The organism is Escherichia sp. MOD1-EC6819, assembly GCF_002965765.1.
GTDB lineage: Bacteria > Pseudomonadota > Gammaproteobacteria > Enterobacterales > Enterobacteriaceae > Escherichia > Escherichia ruysiae.
In genome coordinates, this window is record NZ_PTRG01000012.1 from 119,026 (window position 1) to 134,919 (window position 15,894).

The window sequence follows — 15,894 nt, forward strand, 5'->3', positions numbered from 1 at the left end:
ACCGGGCGGTATTCAACCACCGCTGGTTAAGCGACGCAATAAAAGATGGCGGTCATTTTACAGAAGGTGGCGTAACGCGAATGATTTAAAGTATAAAAAAGCAGAAAAAAAACCGTTGCTACGGTAATATGTTGCCCTTTCATCAACTAACTGATTTCGATTTATGCCACAAATTTCCCGCTACAGTGATGAACAGGTTGAACAATTGCTCGCAGAGCTGCTCAACGTACTGGAAAAACATAAGGCTCCGACCGACCTTTCCCTGATGGTGTTAGGCAATATGGTCACCAACCTTATCAACACCAGCATTGCCCCGGCTCAGCGCCAGGCGATTGCCAACTCTTTTGCCCGCGCCTTACAGTCCTCTATCAACGAAGACAAAGCGCACTAAGGGAAACAGATAACAGGTTATGGTAACTCATCGTCAGCGCTACCGTGAAAAAGTCTCCCAGATGGTCAGTTGGGGGCACTGGTTTGCACTGTTCAATATTCTGCTTTCGCTCGTCATTGGCAGCCGTTACCTGTTTATCGCCGACTGGCCGACAACGCTTGCGGGTCGTATTTATTCCTACGTAAGCATTATCGGTCATTTCAGCTTCCTGGTGTTCGCCACCTATTTGCTGATCCTCTTCCCGCTGACCTTTATTGTCGGCTCCCAGAGGCTGATGAGGTTTTTGTCCGTCATTCTGGCAACAGCGGGAATGACGCTATTACTGATCGATAGCGAAGTCTTTACCCGTTTCCATCTCCATCTTAATCCCATCGTCTGGCAGTTGGTTATCAACCCGGACGAAAATGAGATGGCGCGCGACTGGCAGCTGATGTTCATCAGTGTGCCGGTAATATTATTGCTTGAACTGGTATTTGCGACGTGGAGCTGGCAAAAGCTGCGCAGCCTGACACGTCGTCGGCGCTTCGCCCGTCCGCTGGCCGCATTCTTATTCATCGCCTTTATTGCCTCGCATGTGGTTTATATTTGGGCCGATGCTAACTTCTATCGCCCGATCACCATGCAGCGCGCCAACCTGCCGCTTTCGTACCCGATGACGGCGCGACGTTTTCTTGAGAAGCATGGCTTGCTTGATGCACAAGAGTATCAACGCCGTCTTATTGAGCAAGGCAATCCAGATGCTGTTTCCGTACAGTATCCGTTAAGCGAACTGCGCTACCGCGATATGGGCACCGGGCAAAACGTCTTGCTGATTACTGTCGATGGCCTGAACTACTCACGCTTTGAGAAGCAGATGCCTGCGCTGGCAGGCTTTGCGGAACAAAATATTTCGTTCACGCGCCATATGAGTTCCGGCAACACGACCGACAACGGCATCTTTGGCCTGTTCTATGGCATATCGCCAAGTTATATGGACGGCATTCTGTCGACCCGTACACCTGCGGCATTAATTACCGCGCTTAACCAGCAAGGCTATCAACTGGGGCTATTCTCATCCGATGGCTTTACCAGCCCGTTGTATCGTCAGGCATTGTTGTCAGACTTCTCAATGCCGAGCGTTCGCACGCAATCCGATGAGCAGACTGCCACACAGTGGATCAACTGGCTGAGCCGCTACGCGCAAGAAGATAATCGCTGGTTCTCGTGGGTCTCTTTCAATGGCACTAACATTGACGACAGCAATCAGCAGGCATTTTCACGGAAATATAGCCGGGCGGCAGGCAATGTCGATGACCAGATCAACCGCGTGCTCAATGCACTGCGTGATTCTGGCAAACTGGACAATACGGTGGTGATTATTACTGCCGGTCGGGGCATTCCGCTGGTCGAAGAGGAAGAAACCTTTGACTGGTCCCACGGTCATCTTCAGGTGCCGTTAGTGATTCACTGGCCAGGCACACCGGCACAGCGAATTAATACCCTGACCGACCATACCGATCTGATGACCACGCTGATGCAACGTCTGCTACACGTCAGCACACCAGCGAGCGAATATTCGCAAGGTCAGGATTTGTTCAACCCTGAGCGCCGTCATTACTGGGTGACTGCGGCGAATAACGATACGCTGGCAATTACCACCCCGAAAATGACGCTGGTACTGAACAATAACGGTAAATACCGCACTTACAACTTACGTGGCGAAAGAGTGAAAGACGAAAAACCACAGTTAAGTTTGTTATTGCAAGTGCTGACAGACGAGAAGCGTTTCATCGCTAACTGATTAATTATAAATCAGTTAGCAAAATATCTTACTTGCAATCGGTGTGGAAAACGGTAGTATAAGCAGCCACGAGTCGGCACGTAGCGCAGCCTGGTAGCGCACCGTCATGGGGTGTCGGGGGTCGGAGGTTCAAATCCTCTCGTGCCGACCAAAAATCCCAAAAAAACCAACCTTTACGGTTGGTTTTTTTATATCCACAGCATTGTCTTGCTACCCTCACTTGCAGTTTTACTACATGCCCATACATAAAATGGGGTAACATTCACGCGCCTGGTAGCGTTACCAACGCTACGCTCAAACATAATGATTCTAATAAAACCTCAGGAGACTACTATGCCTGAAGCAACGCCTTTTCAGGTGATGATTGTGGATGATCATCCACTTATGCGACGCGGTGTTCGTCAGTTACTGGAGCTTGATCCTGGTTTTGAAGTGGTCGCCGAAGCAGGCGACGGCGCTAGTGCTATCGATCTGGCTAATCGACTGGATATCGACGTTATCTTGCTGGATCTCAATATGAAAGGTATGAGTGGCCTGGATACCCTCAATGCCTTGCGCAGGGATGGCGTTACCGCGCAAATTATTATCCTGACCGTATCAGATGCCTCCAGCGATGTCTTTGCACTGATAGACGCAGGCGCAGACGGCTATCTGCTAAAAGACAGCGACCCGGAAGTATTGCTGGAAGCAATTCGCGCCGGAGCAAAAGGCAGCAAAGTCTTTAGCGAACGCGTCAATCAGTACTTGCGCGAACGTGAAATGTTCGGTGCGGAAGAAGATCCCTTCAGCGTGCTGACGGAGCGTGAGCTGGATGTTCTGCACGAGCTGGCGCAAGGGCTGTCGAATAAGCAAATTGCCTCGGTGTTGAATATTTCTGAGCAGACGGTAAAAGTGCACATTCGCAATCTGCTGCGTAAACTCAATGTCCGCTCACGCGTGGCGGCCACCATTCTGTTCCTGCAACAACGCGGGACACAATAAAAAAATAGCCCGATGGATTTATCATCGGGCTGAGATTGATGACAAACGCAAAACTGCCTGATGCGCTATGCTTATCAGGCCTACGCAGATCGAGCAATGTATTGAATTTGCACGATTTTGTAGGCCGAATAAGGCGATCACGCCGCATCCGGCATAAACATAGCGCACGTTGTCATCCGCCTGGCTCCAATGGCGTCACCATCGGGCTTCTTCTTACTTACTCTCCTGCGGCGACAAATGCTGCATCGCCTGCGCGATACTGCGCTCAATCACCGCACGGCGAGTATCGTTGGCAGGCAAGAGTTTCAACATCATCTCCCACGCGGCAACGGCTTCGCCAAATCGCTGCTGCTCAAAGGCGTTAAACGCATACATGCTCAGCACGCGAATATTGCTGTGGTCACTTCTCACCAGTTGACGCAACAACTCGCCGCCCAGGCGGTTATCGTTGGGGTCAGAAGAACGCGTTAACGCCTCCGCGTAACCTAGCGCAGCATCACTGTTTTTCGGATCGAGGCGATACGCAGTGGCATATGCATCGGTCGCGATACTGGCGTTACCCAGCGCCATGCCAACGCGGCCCAACATAATCCAGCCTTCAATATCTCCTGGATTTTTTTGCAGTTGAGTACGCATTCCCAGCGCAAGACGTGACATCTCTTCTTCGTTGAGCGGATCGGCTTTCGGATCGAGCGCCCTGTCCAGCAACGCCGGAGCCTGTGCCGTGGCCTGCTGCCAAACTTTTACCTGCTGATAATTGCCAGTCTGGTAGTAGCTGACGCCTGCCACAATTAACGCCACCACAATACCCGGCAGATAAACAACATATCCGGCACGCTTACCTTCCGGCACGCTTTGTTCAGGAAACTCCTCCTGCGCCACATGCACCCGACGCCGCGAGCGGGAGTAAATCACCCAGCCGCCGATACCAATAGCGACAACTGGCAGCACCCACAGCAGCACGGTCAGCGGTGTTAATGGCGGATCGTAAGTGACGAAGTTGCCGTAACGCGCCACCATATAATCAACAATCTCTTTCTTGCTTTTACCTTCCTGCATCAGTTCATACACTTTCTGGCGCAGGTCAGTGGCAATCATCGAGTTGGAATCGGCAATACTGTTGTTCTGGCATTTCGGGCAGCGCAGTTCTTCCGTGAGCTGGCGGAACTGCTGTTCCTGTGCTTCATCTTTAAACTGCAACACGTCGATGGTCGCCAGCGCCGAGCCGGAGATCATCAGCATCAGCACGCCCAATAAAAACCTCATTGTGCGGCCTCCTTACTGTATTTCTCCCACAGCGGCTTGATCTCTTCTTCCCAGACGCGAGGATTGAGATCGCCCGCATGGCGATAGCGAATGATGCCGTTGCCATCGATGAGAAACGTTTCTGGCGCGCCATACACGCCGAGATCCAGCCCTAACATGCCGTCGCCATCAAACAGGCTTAGCGCGTAAGGATTGCCCAGTTCTTTCAGCCAGCTAATTGCTTTCTGCCTGTCGTCTTTATAGTTCATGCCGACCACGCGGATGCCCTGCGCAGAAAGCTGATTCAGATATTGATGTTCCGCACGGCAGGTCGGACACCAGGTCGCCCAGACGTTAAGCAGCACCGGTTTACCCTGAGTCAGCACATCCGCCTGATAAAACTGCCCCGGATTGTCCAGTGATTCGAGACGAAACTTCGGCACAGGCTTGCCAATGAGCGCCGATTCCAGATTGGTCGGATCATCCCCTTCGGCATTACGCGCCAGCTGCCACAGCAATGCTGCGGCAATCGCCAGGAAGATAATCAAAGGAATTAACAATACTTTGCTCTTCATACAGCCTCCGGCGCAGTTTTTTGCGGGTTCACGCGCTTGCGATAGCGAGGATCAAACAGGCACAGCAGCCCGCCCAACGCCATCATCAGCCCGCCCGCCCAGATCCAGCGAACAAACGGTTTGTAGTAAAGACGAACTGCCCACGCGCCGTTTTCCAGCTCTTCACCGAGCGCGGCGTACAGGTCACGCGTGATGCCGCCGTCAATCGCCGCTTCGGTCATCATCGACCCGGCAGTGTTGTAATAACGTTTTTCTGCATACAGCACTGTTTCCGGCTTGCCATCTCGCGTTACGCCGATAGTCGCCACACCGCCACGCCAGTTCGGGCCAGTCACCTCTTTGACATCACGGAAGGTGAAGCGATATTCATGAATATCGACGCTATCGCCGGACTTCATGCGCACATCACGCTCAACGCTATAGTTCTGACTAAAAGCAATGCCAACAATTGTCACTGCCAGCCCCAGGTGAGCCGCCACCATCCCCCAATAACTGAAGGTGGTTTTCGTGCCGCGTGAAATACGCAGCGCAGCTTCCGCAATTGCCAGCACCGCAATCCAGCAGGCCATTGCCAGGCCAAGCACCGTCATCGCCACAACTTTGCTTTCGAACAGCCACGGCAACAGCAGAGACAGCACCAGCGTTGAGATGAAGGCGATAATCAACAAATTGCGGATTTTACGCGGGCGATCGCGTCCCCAGCGCACCAGAGGGCCGACGCCAAGCAACAGCGCAAACGGCACCATTAGCCAGGTAAACATGGTGTTGAAGAACGGTTCGCCAATCGAAATACTGCCCAGCCCCAGTTGTTTATGCACCAGCGGCAGCAGCGTCCCCAGCAACACCACCAGCATCGCGGCGACCAGCAAAACGTTGTTCGCTAACAGCAGAGATTCCCGCGACCACAGCGCATTGTTTACGCGTGAGCGAACTTTGTGTCCACGCGCGGCAAACAGCAGCAGCGAACCGCCAATCACCAGTACCATAAAGGCGAGGATAAACATACCGCGCGCCGGATCAGACGCAAACGCGTGTACCGATACCAGCACGCCGGAACGCACGAGGAAAGTCCCCAGCAGACACAGCGAGAAGGCACTGATTGCCAACAGTAATGTCCACGCTTTGAAGCTGGCGCGTTGTTCAGTGACCGCCAGTGAGTGCATCAGCGCAGTCCCCACCAGCCACGGCATAAACGAGGCGTTTTCTACCGGATCCCAGAACCACCAGCCGCCCCAGCCGAGTTCGTAATAGGCCCATGCGGAACCAAGCACAATGCCGAGCGTCAGGAAGATCCACGCCGCCAGCGTCCACGGACGGGTAAAACGTGCGTAAGTGCTGTCCAGACGCCCACTCAACAAAGAAGCGATGGCAAAAGCAAACGCCACCGAGAAACCGACGTAGCCCATATAGAGCAGAGGCGGATGGAAGATCAGCCCCGGATCCTGCAACAGTGGGTTAAGATCGCGCCCTTCAATCGGGAAGTTCGGCAGCGTGCGGGAGAACGGGTTTGAGGTAAAGAGAATGAACAGCAAAAATCCGACGCTAACCATCCCCATTATCGCCAGTACGCGAGCAACAATATCCAGCGGAATACGCTGGCTAAAAATCGCTACCGCAAACGTCCAGCCGCTCATCAGCAACACCCACAGCAGCAGTGAACCTTCATGCGCGCCCCAGGTCGCCGCCACGCGATACCATACCGGAAGCTGGGTATTCGAGTTGCTGGCAACATAGGTGACGGTAAAGTCGTTGACCACGAAAGCATTGACCAGCACCAGAAATGCGCCAGCCACAGTCATGAACAGTAGCCAGGCAAACAAGCGGGAAGACGCCATCATGCGCGCATCTCCGCGCGCCACGCCCCATAACGGATACACGGACAGCAGCAGCGCAATTCCTAGCGCCAGGCACAGCAGCCCGTTACCAATTTCTGGCATCATGATGCTGGATCCTTATAAACACTCGCCGGGCGACGGTGATTCGCTTCCATCGCTTTTTCGACTTCTGGCGGCGTATAGTTTTCATCGTGTTTCGCCAGCACTTCTTTCGCGAGGATATGATTGCCTTTTTCCAGTTCGCCCTGCACCACAACGCCCTGCCCTTCACGGAACAGATCCGGCAAAATGCCTTCATAAGAGACATCCACTGAGCCTTCAGCGTCGTAAATGGTGAACGTTACTTTCAGCGAATTGGGATCGCGCTGCACGCTCCCCGGCATCACCATTCCGCCGACGCGCAGGCGCTGCCCGACTTCCGGCATCTGTTGGGTTTCACGTTTGCCGTAGAGAATCTCCCCCGGCGTATAAAAAAGATCGATATTCGAGCGCAGCGCATATAGCACCAGGCCAATCGTCAGCGCCAGCCCCGCCAGCACGGCACAGGCAATCCACAAGCGGTTTTTACGGCGAATATTCATGCAGCCTCCTGCTGTTGCGCAGCACGTAAACGCGCCTCACGCGCCCGCTGTTGCGCCACGCCACGCAGAATTGCGCGATGCTGCATCACCGAGTGCACGACCAAAACCACCAGCGGAATAACGGTCATCACCACCGCCAGCCAGACATAAAAGGCGTAACCGCCCATTGCGAAAAATTCATTCCAGGAAGCAAATGCAGGGGTCATTTACGGCCTCTTTTCAGTATCAGTTCACTCACCCACGGACGGCGTTTTTCCATCAGCAAAATCAAATTACGCATCCGCATCAGCGTCAGCGTGGCAGACAGCAGCAGGAAGCCGAAAATCGACCAGCGCAGCGGCGAACGCATCGCCGGATCGATACTTTGCTGCATTCGCGTTGATCCCTGATGCAGGGTGTTCCACCACTCCACGGAGTAATGAATAATCGGCAGATTCACCACGCCAATCAGCACCAGGATACCTGCCGCACGGCCCGCCAGACGGCGGTCGTCGAAGGCGTGCCACAGGGCAATCACACCCACATACAAAAACAGCAGCACCAGTTCAGAAGTCAGGCGTGCGTCCCATACCCACCAGGTGCCCCACATCGGTTTTCCCCACGCAGAACCGGTGACCAGGGCAATAAAGGTAAACACGGCACCAATGGGCGCCATCGCCGCCACCGCCAGGTTGGCCATTTTCATCTGCCAGACCAGGCCGATAAACGCGGCCACCGCCATTGAGGCATAAATCCCCATTGACCAGATCGCCGCAGGCACATGCAAGTAGATAATGCGGTAGCTATTTCCCTGTTGATAATCAGCGGGGGCAAAGCCGAATCCCCAGATCCAGCCGACGGTAAGCACAACCACACTGGCGATTGCCAGCCACGGTATAAACCAGCCACAGATTTGGTAGAGCCGTGGTGGGATCGCCAGTTGATGCAGTGTTTTCCACATAGTTTCGATACCAGACTTGAACAAAAATCAGTAATCCAGCGTTATTGAATGCTGATTCTTAACGCTGCCGCCGTCGCAAAAGGACTTAATGTCGCGGTGCCTGCCAGCAACGCGCCTAAAATTGCCAGATACCCGTCAACGGGCAAATGCATCGAAGCCGCGTCCATCGCGGCGGTGGCAAAGATGAGTAATGGGATAGTCAGCGGTAACACCAGAATGCTCAGTAGCACGCCGCCGCGCTTAAGTCCCACCGTCAGTGCCACGCCAGGTGCGCCGAGAAAGCCAAGCGTTGGGGTTCCCAGCAGCAGCGTCAGCGCCATCACTTGCCAGCCATAAACGTCCATTCCCAGTAGCAATGCCACCAGAGGCGAGAGGATGAGTAACGGCAGACCGGTTACCATCCAGTGCGCCATCACCTTCGCCAGCACAACGGCAGGCAAGGGTAACGGCAACAACATCAATTGTTCAAGACTGCCGTCCTGCAAATCGTCACGGAACAGTCGCTCCAGCGCCAGCAGTGAAGAAAGCAGCGCCGCAACCCAGATAACTCCCGGTGCAATACGCGCCAGCAGCTGCGGCTCCGGGCCAATACTGAGCGGAAAAAGGGTAATAACAATCAGGAAGAACCACAGCGGATTAGCGATTTCGGCACTATGGCGAAACGCCACGCGCAGCTCAAGACGGAAAATGCGCCAGAACATCATGCGCCCCTCGTTTGCGTCAGCGAAATGCGGCGGATTTTACTTTCAGCAACGTTGAGCGGCTGGTGAGTGGTCAGAATCACAATCCCCCCCTGCTCCGTATGCTGCGCCATACGCTGGGTCAGACGATCGACGCCGTTAACGTCAATCGCGGTAAAAGGTTCGTCGAGGATCCATAACGTGGCACGGGTCAGCCACAGACGCGCTAAAGCGACGCGGCGTTGTTGCCCGGCAGAAAGTTGATTTACGGGAATATCTTCGAATCCGGCAAGCCCGGCCTGCGCCAGGGCTTCCAGACATTGTGCGGTATCACCATCGCGATGATAAAAGTGCAGATTTTCTAACGCCGTCAGCCGGGTTTTGATCCCCGGCTGATGGCCTATCCATAACAGGTTTTGATGGTAGCTGTCGCGTACCTGATGCAAGGGCTGCCCTTGCCAGAGAACGTCACCCGCATCAGGGCGAGACAACCCCGTCAGCAAACGGAGAAGTGTTGTCTTCCCCGCGCCGTTGCTGCCGGTGATTTGTACCCACTCTCCTGCGTTCAGCGTAAATGACAAACCACTAAATAAGGTTCGTTCATCCCGCTCACAAAGTAACTCTCTGGCTTCAAGCATACCCAAGCAATAACCCTGTTAAAAACCTGGCTCGACTTCACGCATATCGGGCAGCTTGTGCGCTATCCCTTTATGGCAATCAATACAGGTTTGCCCATCTTTCACCGCCTGGTCGTGCATCTTAGCGGCAACAGATTTCTGGGCGGTTGTATCCATATACTCGAAGTTGTGACAGTTACGGCACTCCTGCGAGTTATTGTCCTTCATGCGCCGCCACTCATTCTGTGCCATCGTCAGGCGATGAGCTTCAAATTTCTGCGGCGTGTCAATAACGCCAAAAATTTTACCATACAGCTCTTTACTTGCTTTGAGCTTGCGTATCATCTTCGGCACAAACTCGTGCGGAACGTGACAATCCGGACAGGTCGCACGGACGCCGCTACGGTTGTTGTAGTGCACGGAATCCATGTATTCCTGATACACCGTGTTACGCATTTCGTGGCAGCTAATGCAGAACTCTTCGGTATTGGCTTTTTCCATCCCGGTGTTAAAGCCGCCCCAGAAGACGATGCCGCCGACAAAACCGATCAACAGCAGCGTCCCCAGCGCCAGACGGCTGGGGGTACGCCACCATTTCCACAGGCGCTTAATCAGACCAGGCTTACGGTCAGAATTTCCCATAATAACCTCTTATTTCCCGTAACCTTTTGATGGGGTAAAGGTATTCCCCACGATTGGCGCGGTATCGGCCTGCGGTACGTGACATTGCAGACAGAAATAACGACGCGGAGCCACTTCTGCGCCCACTTTGCCGTCGCTGTCCATAAAGTGAGTAGGACTGATGCGCGGTGCGCCAGTGGTGCGATAGCTTTCAACACCGTGGCACTGTAAGCAGCGGTTGGTATTGGTCGTTACCTGATAACCTTCAACGCTATGCGGGATCATTGGCGGCTGATTCACATAGTTCAGCGGCATCCGATCCTGCTCTTTTGGCATCCGAATGGCCCCTTCCTGCGTCCCGGATACTTCCGGCGACTGGCTAAAATCGACGCCATTTGCCGCCCAAACCGCGCCGCTCACCACCAGGGCCAGCATCGCCGTCCATTGACACAGCGCTTTCTTCAGGTCATGGCTTTTCATGATTTCGCTCCCGAACTCCATCGTGTAGTTATTGTAAATACATCCTCAGAACAGACATCCACGCAGCGACCGCACGTCATGCAATCGCGGCTGGTGACCTGCACCGGGCTTTGTTCATCCAGCACCGGGGCACGTAGCACATGCGGTTCCGGGCAAACATGAAAACAATCCATACAGCGGTTACATTTCTGCCGATCGGTGGCCGCAACGGTAATCACACCTTTGCTACCCAACACGCCATACAGCGCGCCGACCGGACAAATGTGCCCGCACCAGCCGTGTTCAACGACCAGTAGATCAAATAAAAACAGCGCGAGAATAAGCAGCGCGCCGCTGCCAAATCCCATTACCAGGCTACGGCCCATCAGAGAAACGGGGTTGATCCATTCCCAGATGAGCGTGCCGGTTAAGGCCGATCCCACCAGAATGACCACCAACAGCACGTACCGAATGTGGCGCGGGATGGTCGCAGACTGATTGAGTTCAAAGCGCCTGCGTAACCAGTTCGCTAAGTCGGTAATCGGGTTCAGCGGGCAGACCCAGCTGCAAAATAATCGCTTTCCTGCCAGGGCGTAGAGCACGGTGATAATCACCGCACCGATCAGCGCCACCGTGGCAGGCAGATGACCGCTGGCAAGACTTTGCAGCGTCATCAGCGGATCGGTCAGCGGAACGGTGTCGAATAACAGGCTACTGCTGTAGTTGCCGTGCAAGATCCACACACCAAACCACGGACCGCTCAAAAACATCCCCAGCACGAAGAACTGACAAAGGCGACGTAACACCAGCCAACGGTGACTGCGCCACCAGCCTTTCTTCGCCAGCGCCTCGCGCCCGGCGTCACGTTTACGATTTGCCATTGTTCCCCTCCAGCCAGCCGAAGCGGTAATGGTGACCTAACTCCCCTTTCGCCAGTGACAGCGGTAACACTTTGATTGCCGGTTGTTCCAGCACACACACCTTTTCGCACTTACCGCAACCGGTACAGGCGTCGCTGTGAACCGTCGGCAGAAAACGGGCGTGCTTACCGGTACGCGTGTTGCGCTCCAGCTCCAGGGTGATGGCCTCATCAATTTTCGGGCATTCGCGATAACAAACATCGCAGCGCAGCCCCTGAAAGTTGAGACAGTTTTCCTGGTCCACCAGCACCGCCAGTCCCATCCGCGCGTCGTCGATCGATTCGATCTCACGATCCAGCGCGCCGCTGGGGCATACTTTGGCGCACGGGACGTCCTCACACATTTCGCAAGGAATATCCCGTGCGACAAAATATGGCGTACCCGCCGACAGGCCAGAGGCCAGCGTCGCCAGTTTTAAGGTGTCGTAAGGGCAAGCCTGAACACACTGACCGCAACGCACACAGGCACTGGCAAAGGCGTTCTCGTTTATGGCTCCGGGCGGGCGCAACCGCACGCCAGATGCGCGTGCGGTTTGCTGTTGTAACCCCAGCGCCACACCCACGGCAGCCAGCCCGCCTGCTGTGCGAACGACATCGCGCAGAAAGCGGCGGCGACCATTTTGAGGTTTCGCTGACCGGGACATAATGGCTTACACCTTCTCCAGTTTGACCGCGCACTTCTTGAAGTCCGTCTCTTTCGAGAGCGGATCGGTCGCATCCAGCGTCAGTTTGTTAACCAGCTGTGCGGCGTCGAAGAACGGCATGTACACCAGGCCCTGCGGCGGACGGTTACGACCGCGCGTTTCAACAATCGAGATCACTTCGCCACGGCGAGAAACCACTTTCACTTTGTCGCCACGGCGCAGATCGCGCGCTTTCGCATCCAACGGGTGAATAAACAGGACCGCTTCCGGGAAGGCACGGTGCAGTTCCGGCACACGGCGAGTCATACTGCCGGTGTGCCAGTGCTCCAGGACGCGTCCGGTAGAGAGCCACAGATCGTACTCTTCATCCGGTGCTTCCGCCGCCGGTTCGAACGGCAGTGCGAAGATCACCGCTTTGCCATCCGGTTTACCGTAGAACTTATAGCCTTCGCCCGCTTTCACGTACGGGTCGTTACCTTCGCTGTAACGCCACTGCGTTTCTTTACCGTTCACCACCGGCCAGCGCAGACCGCGCGCTTTGTGGTAGTCATCGAACGGTGCCAGATCGTGACCGTGACCGCGACCAAACCATGCGTACTCTTCGAACAGCCCTTTTTGCAGATAGAAGCCCAGCTCGCGGGATTCATCGTTCAGCTGATCTTCCGCCAGTTCGGATAGCGGGAATTTGCTCACTTCGGGGGTGGCATACAGAACTTCGTACAGCGTTTTGCCACGCAGTTCCGGTTTCTTCGCCAGCAGCTCTTCCGGCCATACTTCTTCTGTTTTGAAGCGGCGGGAGAACTGGACTAACTGCCAGAGATCCGATTTCGCTTCGCCCGGGGCCTGTACCTGCTGACGCCAGAACTGAGTACGGCGTTCGGCATTACCGTAAGCGCCCTCTTTCTCTACCCACATTGCGGTCGGCAGGATCAAGTCCGCTGCCAGCGCACTGACTGTCGGATACGGATCGGAGACGATGATGAAGTTGCGCGGATCGCGCCAGCCCGGCATACGCTCTTCATTAATGTTCGGCCCGGCCTGCATGTTGTTGGTACACATGGTCCAGTAAACATTCAGCTTGCCGTCTTTCAGCGCACGGTCTTGTGCCACCGCGTGCAGACCGATTTTCGCCGGAATGGTGCCGCTCGGGATATTCCACTTCTTCTCGCAGATATCACGGTGTTTCTCGTTAGTCACCACCATGTCCGCAGGCAGACGGTGAGCAAAGGTGCCCACTTCACGCGCAGTACCGCACGCGGAAGGCTGCCCGGTCAGGGAGAACGGACCGCAACCCGGCTGGGAAATTTTTCCGGTCAGCAGGTGCAGGTTGTAGACCAGGTTGTTGGCCCACACGCCACGAGTATGCTGGTTGAAGCCCATCGTCCAGTAGGAGATGACTTTCTTGTTCGGATCGGCATACAGCTGCGCCAGTTGTTCTAACTGATCTTTCGGCACGCCGGTCATTTCGGCAGTTTTTTCCAGCGTATACTCAGCAACGAAGGCTTTGTAATCTTCAAAGCTCATCGGTTCGGAGGCGTCAGAACCTGGATTCTTCGCTGCTTTTTCCAGCGGATGGGTCGGACGTAAACCGTAGCCGATGTCCGTCGCCCCTTTACGCAGATTAACGTGTTTGCTGAAGAAGTCCTGATTTATCGCATTGTTTTGAATGATATAGTTGGCGATGTAGTTCAGGATCACCAGGTCAGACTGTGGCGTAAAGATGATGCCGTTATCCGCCAGTTCGAAGCTACGATGCTGGTAGGTAGAAAGCACCGCCACGGTGACGTTCTGGTTAGAGAGACGACGGTTAGTGATGCGCGACCAGAGGATCGGGTGCATCTCCGCCATGTTTGCGCCCCACAGCACAAACGCGTCAGCCTGCTCGATGTCGTCATAGCAGCCCATCGGCTCATCCATACCAAAGGTACGCATAAAGCCAACCACCGCCGACGCCATACAGTGACGCGCGTTCGGGTCGATGTTGTTCGAACGGAAGCCCGCTTTGAACAGCTTGGACGCGGCATAACCTTCCCAGATAGTCCACTGACCAGAACCGAACATACCGATCGATTCCGGCCCTTTTTCTTTCAGGGCGGTTTTGAATTTCTCTTCCATCACATCGAAGGCCTGATCCCAGGTGATTGGGGTAAATTCGCCTTCTTTGTCATATTTACCGTTTTTCATACGCAGAAGCGGCTGCGTCAAACGGTCTTTACCGTACATGATTTTGGGCAGGAAATAGCCCTTAATGCAGTTCAGACCACGGTTAACCGGTGCGTCCGGGTCGCCCTGACAGGCCACCACACGCCCCTGCTGCGTTCCGACCAGAACGCCGCAACCAGTACCGCAGAAACGGCACGGCGCTTTATCCCATTTAATGGCTTCCTGCTGACCAACAACGGCGCGGGCAACGCCCGGCACGCTGAGACCGGCAGCCGCCGCAGCGGCCGCAACGGCGTTAGCTTTCATAAAGCTACGACGACTGAGTTTCATGGTGTTTCCTCACCTTGCTCTTCCTGCTGGTGATAAACCAGCGACACCGCCAGCACGCCCTCTACGTTGCGTACTGACTCAATGGTTTGGATCAGCGTTTCGCTGTCTTCTGCTTCCACCACCACAATCAACTGACCGCTCGGCGCGTCGCTGACAGCAACTTCACAGCCGGGAAAGGCGTTCAGTTGGGTGCTGATGTCTGAAATTCGTTCGCTTTTGGCCTGCACGACCAGGCTGCAAACTTGCCAGTTAGTGTGCATGGAGATACTCCGCAGTTATGGCTGATACCGGACAGCTGGCTGCACATGCTCCACATCCGTTGCAAAGTTGGCTATTAAGTTGCGGCTGGTAGATCCCGGAGAGCGTCGGGCGAAAGATAATTGCCATTGGCTCACAGCTATCCTGACAGCGGCGGCATTCAACTGACTGATACGCCAGGCACGCCTCCCCGATGGTGAACAGCAAATCCCAGGCCCTGGTGTGGCGCGGAGAAAATAGCGATTCGGGGCAAGCCTGCGCGCAGGCGTAACAGAAGCTGCACTCGTTATTTTTGAAATTAACGCTCGGATAGCCGCCCGCGCCGCGTTGCAGAATGTTGTTTTCACAAGCATTAATACAGGCGTCGCAGCGGGTGCAATGGGTCAGAAAATGAGATTCATCACCGGACCAGGGCGGACGGATACCGTTACTGGCTTTGCGCCAGCGACCAGTGAGTATGCCCCGACGGGATGCATCAATCTTCACATTGACCTTCCATCATTAACGCGCTCTGAAAACTGAGAGCGACCAAATAAACCGCATAATTAATAAGCCATTTTTATAGCCGCTAAGATATTAAAGGATGTGTCAAAGATGCATACCCCGATCGGGGTAAAACCTGTAGCAGGATCAAAAGAGTGGTGGGAAGAGTGGCAAAAACGGGCTTTTGCTCACATTTCAAATGGTTATAAACATATTTATATAGCGATTAATTCACCAGAAATATTTCTCCAGGCTTCGCCATTCATCAGAATTTAACACTAAAAGGGCAGGTAAAATTGTCTGAATATTCTTTAGGTTATTCATAAAGCAAATTAATAAATCTGATGAATATGTTAACCTTCAGCGACATCATCGGTGAAAACCTATAAATG

The 15,894-nt window shown here is 54.3% G+C and carries 19 protein-coding genes and 1 tRNA gene; 5 read left to right on the forward strand and 15 right to left on the reverse strand.

Features of this window, described 5'->3' with window-relative positions; all coding sequences use genetic code 11:
• Positions 1–163: 163 nt before the first annotated feature.
• From A7Z06_RS17885 to narP, 4 genes are all read left to right on the forward strand, one after another.
• Entirely contained in the window at positions 164–391 is a 228-nt protein-coding gene (locus A7Z06_RS17885; RefSeq protein ID WP_001135667.1) for a YejL family protein, read from the forward strand.
• A 19-nt stretch (positions 392–410) separates the two neighbouring features.
• On the forward strand, positions 411–2,171 hold the full coding sequence (gene yejM / locus A7Z06_RS17890) for an LPS biosynthesis-modulating metalloenzyme YejM (protein ID WP_105279521.1): 1,761 nt from the start codon (positions 411–413) through the stop codon (positions 2,169–2,171).
• A 74-nt stretch (positions 2,172–2,245) separates the two neighbouring features.
• Positions 2,246–2,322: transfer RNA gene (locus A7Z06_RS17895), tRNA-Pro, on the forward strand.
• 182 nt (positions 2,323–2,504) lie between these two features.
• Entirely contained in the window at positions 2,505–3,152 is a 648-nt protein-coding gene (gene narP / locus A7Z06_RS17900) for a nitrate/nitrite response regulator protein NarP (protein ID WP_010348111.1), read from the forward strand.
• 213 nt (positions 3,153–3,365) lie between these two features.
• On the opposite strand, the gene ccmH is transcribed toward narP, so the two are convergent.
• Genes ccmH through napF form a run of 15 tightly spaced genes read right to left on the reverse strand, consistent with a single transcriptional unit; the run spans position 3,366 to position 15,505 of the window.
• The gene (ccmH, locus tag A7Z06_RS17905) at positions 3,366–4,418 is read right to left on the reverse strand and encodes a cytochrome c-type biogenesis thiol:disulfide oxidoreductase CcmH (RefSeq protein WP_001211595.1); all 1,053 of its coding nucleotides are present in this window, start codon (positions 4,416–4,418) and stop codon (positions 3,366–3,368) included.
• Positions 4,415–4,972: a thiol:disulfide interchange protein DsbE gene (dsbE, locus tag A7Z06_RS17910; RefSeq protein ID WP_000837957.1), complete on the reverse strand. Its 558-nt coding sequence runs from the start codon at positions 4,970–4,972 to the stop codon at positions 4,415–4,417. The genes ccmH and dsbE overlap by 4 nt, the downstream gene beginning before the upstream one ends.
• Positions 4,969–6,912 (reverse strand): cytochrome c-type biogenesis heme lyase CcmF, encoded by a 1,944-nt coding sequence (ccmF, locus tag A7Z06_RS17915; RefSeq protein WP_000982467.1) that lies wholly within the window; start codon positions 6,910–6,912, stop codon positions 4,969–4,971. Before ccmF ends, dsbE begins: the two co-directional genes overlap by 4 nt.
• Complete coding sequence (ccmE, locus tag A7Z06_RS17920) at positions 6,909–7,388, reverse strand: cytochrome c maturation protein CcmE (RefSeq protein WP_001026418.1); 480 nt, start codon at positions 7,386–7,388, stop codon at positions 6,909–6,911. Before ccmE ends, ccmF begins: the two co-directional genes overlap by 4 nt.
• On the reverse strand, positions 7,385–7,594 hold the full coding sequence (ccmD, locus tag A7Z06_RS17925) for a heme exporter protein CcmD (protein ID WP_000186547.1): 210 nt from the start codon (positions 7,592–7,594) through the stop codon (positions 7,385–7,387). Before ccmD ends, ccmE begins: the two co-directional genes overlap by 4 nt.
• Positions 7,591–8,328, reverse strand: coding sequence for a heme exporter protein CcmC (ccmC, locus tag A7Z06_RS17930; protein WP_001295447.1), 738 nt, complete (start codon positions 8,326–8,328; stop codon positions 7,591–7,593). Before ccmC ends, ccmD begins: the two co-directional genes overlap by 4 nt.
• A gap of 41 nt (positions 8,329–8,369) precedes the next feature.
• Positions 8,370–9,032, reverse strand: coding sequence for a heme exporter protein CcmB (gene ccmB, locus A7Z06_RS17935; RefSeq protein ID WP_000971739.1), 663 nt, complete (start codon positions 9,030–9,032; stop codon positions 8,370–8,372).
• A complete protein-coding gene (gene ccmA / locus A7Z06_RS17940; protein ID WP_077693946.1) occupies positions 9,029–9,652 on the reverse strand; it encodes a cytochrome c biogenesis heme-transporting ATPase CcmA in 624 nt (207 codons plus the stop codon). Before ccmA ends, ccmB begins: the two co-directional genes overlap by 4 nt.
• 12 nt (positions 9,653–9,664) lie before the next feature.
• Positions 9,665–10,267 carry a cytochrome c-type protein NapC gene (gene napC / locus A7Z06_RS17945; protein ID WP_000528376.1) on the reverse strand — a complete coding sequence of 201 codons (603 nt, stop codon included), beginning with the start codon at positions 10,265–10,267 and terminating at the stop codon, positions 9,665–9,667.
• A 9-nt stretch (positions 10,268–10,276) separates the two neighbouring features.
• Positions 10,277–10,726, reverse strand: a complete 450-nt coding sequence (napB, locus tag A7Z06_RS17950) for a nitrate reductase cytochrome c-type subunit (protein WP_000835174.1) — start codon at positions 10,724–10,726, stop codon at positions 10,277–10,279.
• Complete coding sequence (gene napH / locus A7Z06_RS17955) at positions 10,723–11,586, reverse strand: quinol dehydrogenase ferredoxin subunit NapH (RefSeq protein WP_000013484.1); 864 nt, start codon at positions 11,584–11,586, stop codon at positions 10,723–10,725. The genes napB and napH overlap by 4 nt, the downstream gene beginning before the upstream one ends.
• The gene (napG, locus tag A7Z06_RS17960; protein WP_000091300.1) at positions 11,573–12,268 is read right to left on the reverse strand and encodes a ferredoxin-type protein NapG; all 696 of its coding nucleotides are present in this window, start codon (positions 12,266–12,268) and stop codon (positions 11,573–11,575) included. Before napG ends, napH begins: the two co-directional genes overlap by 14 nt.
• Positions 12,269–12,274: 6 nt before the next feature.
• On the reverse strand, positions 12,275–14,761 hold the full coding sequence (napA, locus tag A7Z06_RS17965) for a periplasmic nitrate reductase subunit alpha (protein ID WP_000778064.1): 2,487 nt from the start codon (positions 14,759–14,761) through the stop codon (positions 12,275–12,277).
• The gene (gene napD, locus A7Z06_RS17970; protein ID WP_000557378.1) at positions 14,758–15,021 is read right to left on the reverse strand and encodes a chaperone NapD; all 264 of its coding nucleotides are present in this window, start codon (positions 15,019–15,021) and stop codon (positions 14,758–14,760) included. The genes napA and napD overlap by 4 nt, the downstream gene beginning before the upstream one ends.
• On the reverse strand, positions 15,011–15,505 hold the full coding sequence (napF, locus tag A7Z06_RS17975) for a ferredoxin-type protein NapF (protein ID WP_000686720.1): 495 nt from the start codon (positions 15,503–15,505) through the stop codon (positions 15,011–15,013). Before napF ends, napD begins: the two co-directional genes overlap by 11 nt.
• A gap of 108 nt (positions 15,506–15,613) precedes the next feature.
• Here napF and A7Z06_RS21830 point away from each other — a divergent pair, with 108 nt between their 5' ends.
• A complete protein-coding gene (locus A7Z06_RS21830) occupies positions 15,614–15,778 on the forward strand; it encodes a hypothetical protein (protein WP_021551082.1) in 165 nt (54 codons plus the stop codon).
• Positions 15,779–15,894 lie beyond the last annotated feature (116 nt).

Excerpts from the sequence above, each read along its gene's own strand:
- ccmE (WP_001026418.1), bottom strand. The coding sequence starts at position 7,388 with ATGAATATTCGCCGTAAAAACCGCTTGTGGATTGCCTGTGCCGTGCTG.
- A7Z06_RS21830 (WP_021551082.1), top strand. The coding sequence starts at position 15,614 with ATGCATACCCCGATCGGGGTAAAACCTGTAGCAGGATCAAAAGAGTGG.
- napH (WP_000013484.1), bottom strand. The coding sequence starts at position 11,586 with ATGGCAAATCGTAAACGTGACGCCGGGCGCGAGGCGCTGGCGAAGAAA.
- yejM (WP_105279521.1), top strand. The coding sequence starts at position 411 with ATGGTAACTCATCGTCAGCGCTACCGTGAAAAAGTCTCCCAGATGGTC.
- ccmC (WP_001295447.1), bottom strand. The coding sequence starts at position 8,328 with ATGTGGAAAACACTGCATCAACTGGCGATCCCACCACGGCTCTACCAA.
- napB (WP_000835174.1), bottom strand. The coding sequence starts at position 10,726 with ATGAAAAGCCATGACCTGAAGAAAGCGCTGTGTCAATGGACGGCGATG.
- dsbE (WP_000837957.1), bottom strand. The coding sequence starts at position 4,972 with ATGAAGAGCAAAGTATTGTTAATTCCTTTGATTATCTTCCTGGCGATT.
- ccmF (WP_000982467.1), bottom strand. The coding sequence starts at position 6,912 with ATGATGCCAGAAATTGGTAACGGGCTGCTGTGCCTGGCGCTAGGAATT.
- ccmB (WP_000971739.1), bottom strand. The coding sequence starts at position 9,032 with ATGATGTTCTGGCGCATTTTCCGTCTTGAGCTGCGCGTGGCGTTTCGC.
- ccmD (WP_000186547.1), bottom strand. The coding sequence starts at position 7,594 with ATGACCCCTGCATTTGCTTCCTGGAATGAATTTTTCGCAATGGGCGGT.
- napD (WP_000557378.1), bottom strand. The coding sequence starts at position 15,021 with ATGCACACTAACTGGCAAGTTTGCAGCCTGGTCGTGCAGGCCAAAAGC.
- napG (WP_000091300.1), bottom strand. The coding sequence starts at position 12,268 with ATGTCCCGGTCAGCGAAACCTCAAAATGGTCGCCGCCGCTTTCTGCGC.
- ccmH (WP_001211595.1), bottom strand. The coding sequence starts at position 4,418 with ATGAGGTTTTTATTGGGCGTGCTGATGCTGATGATCTCCGGCTCGGCG.
- napA (WP_000778064.1), bottom strand. The coding sequence starts at position 14,761 with ATGAAACTCAGTCGTCGTAGCTTTATGAAAGCTAACGCCGTTGCGGCC.
- A7Z06_RS17885 (WP_001135667.1), top strand. The coding sequence starts at position 164 with ATGCCACAAATTTCCCGCTACAGTGATGAACAGGTTGAACAATTGCTC.
- narP (WP_010348111.1), top strand. The coding sequence starts at position 2,505 with ATGCCTGAAGCAACGCCTTTTCAGGTGATGATTGTGGATGATCATCCA.
- napC (WP_000528376.1), bottom strand. The coding sequence starts at position 10,267 with ATGGGAAATTCTGACCGTAAGCCTGGTCTGATTAAGCGCCTGTGGAAA.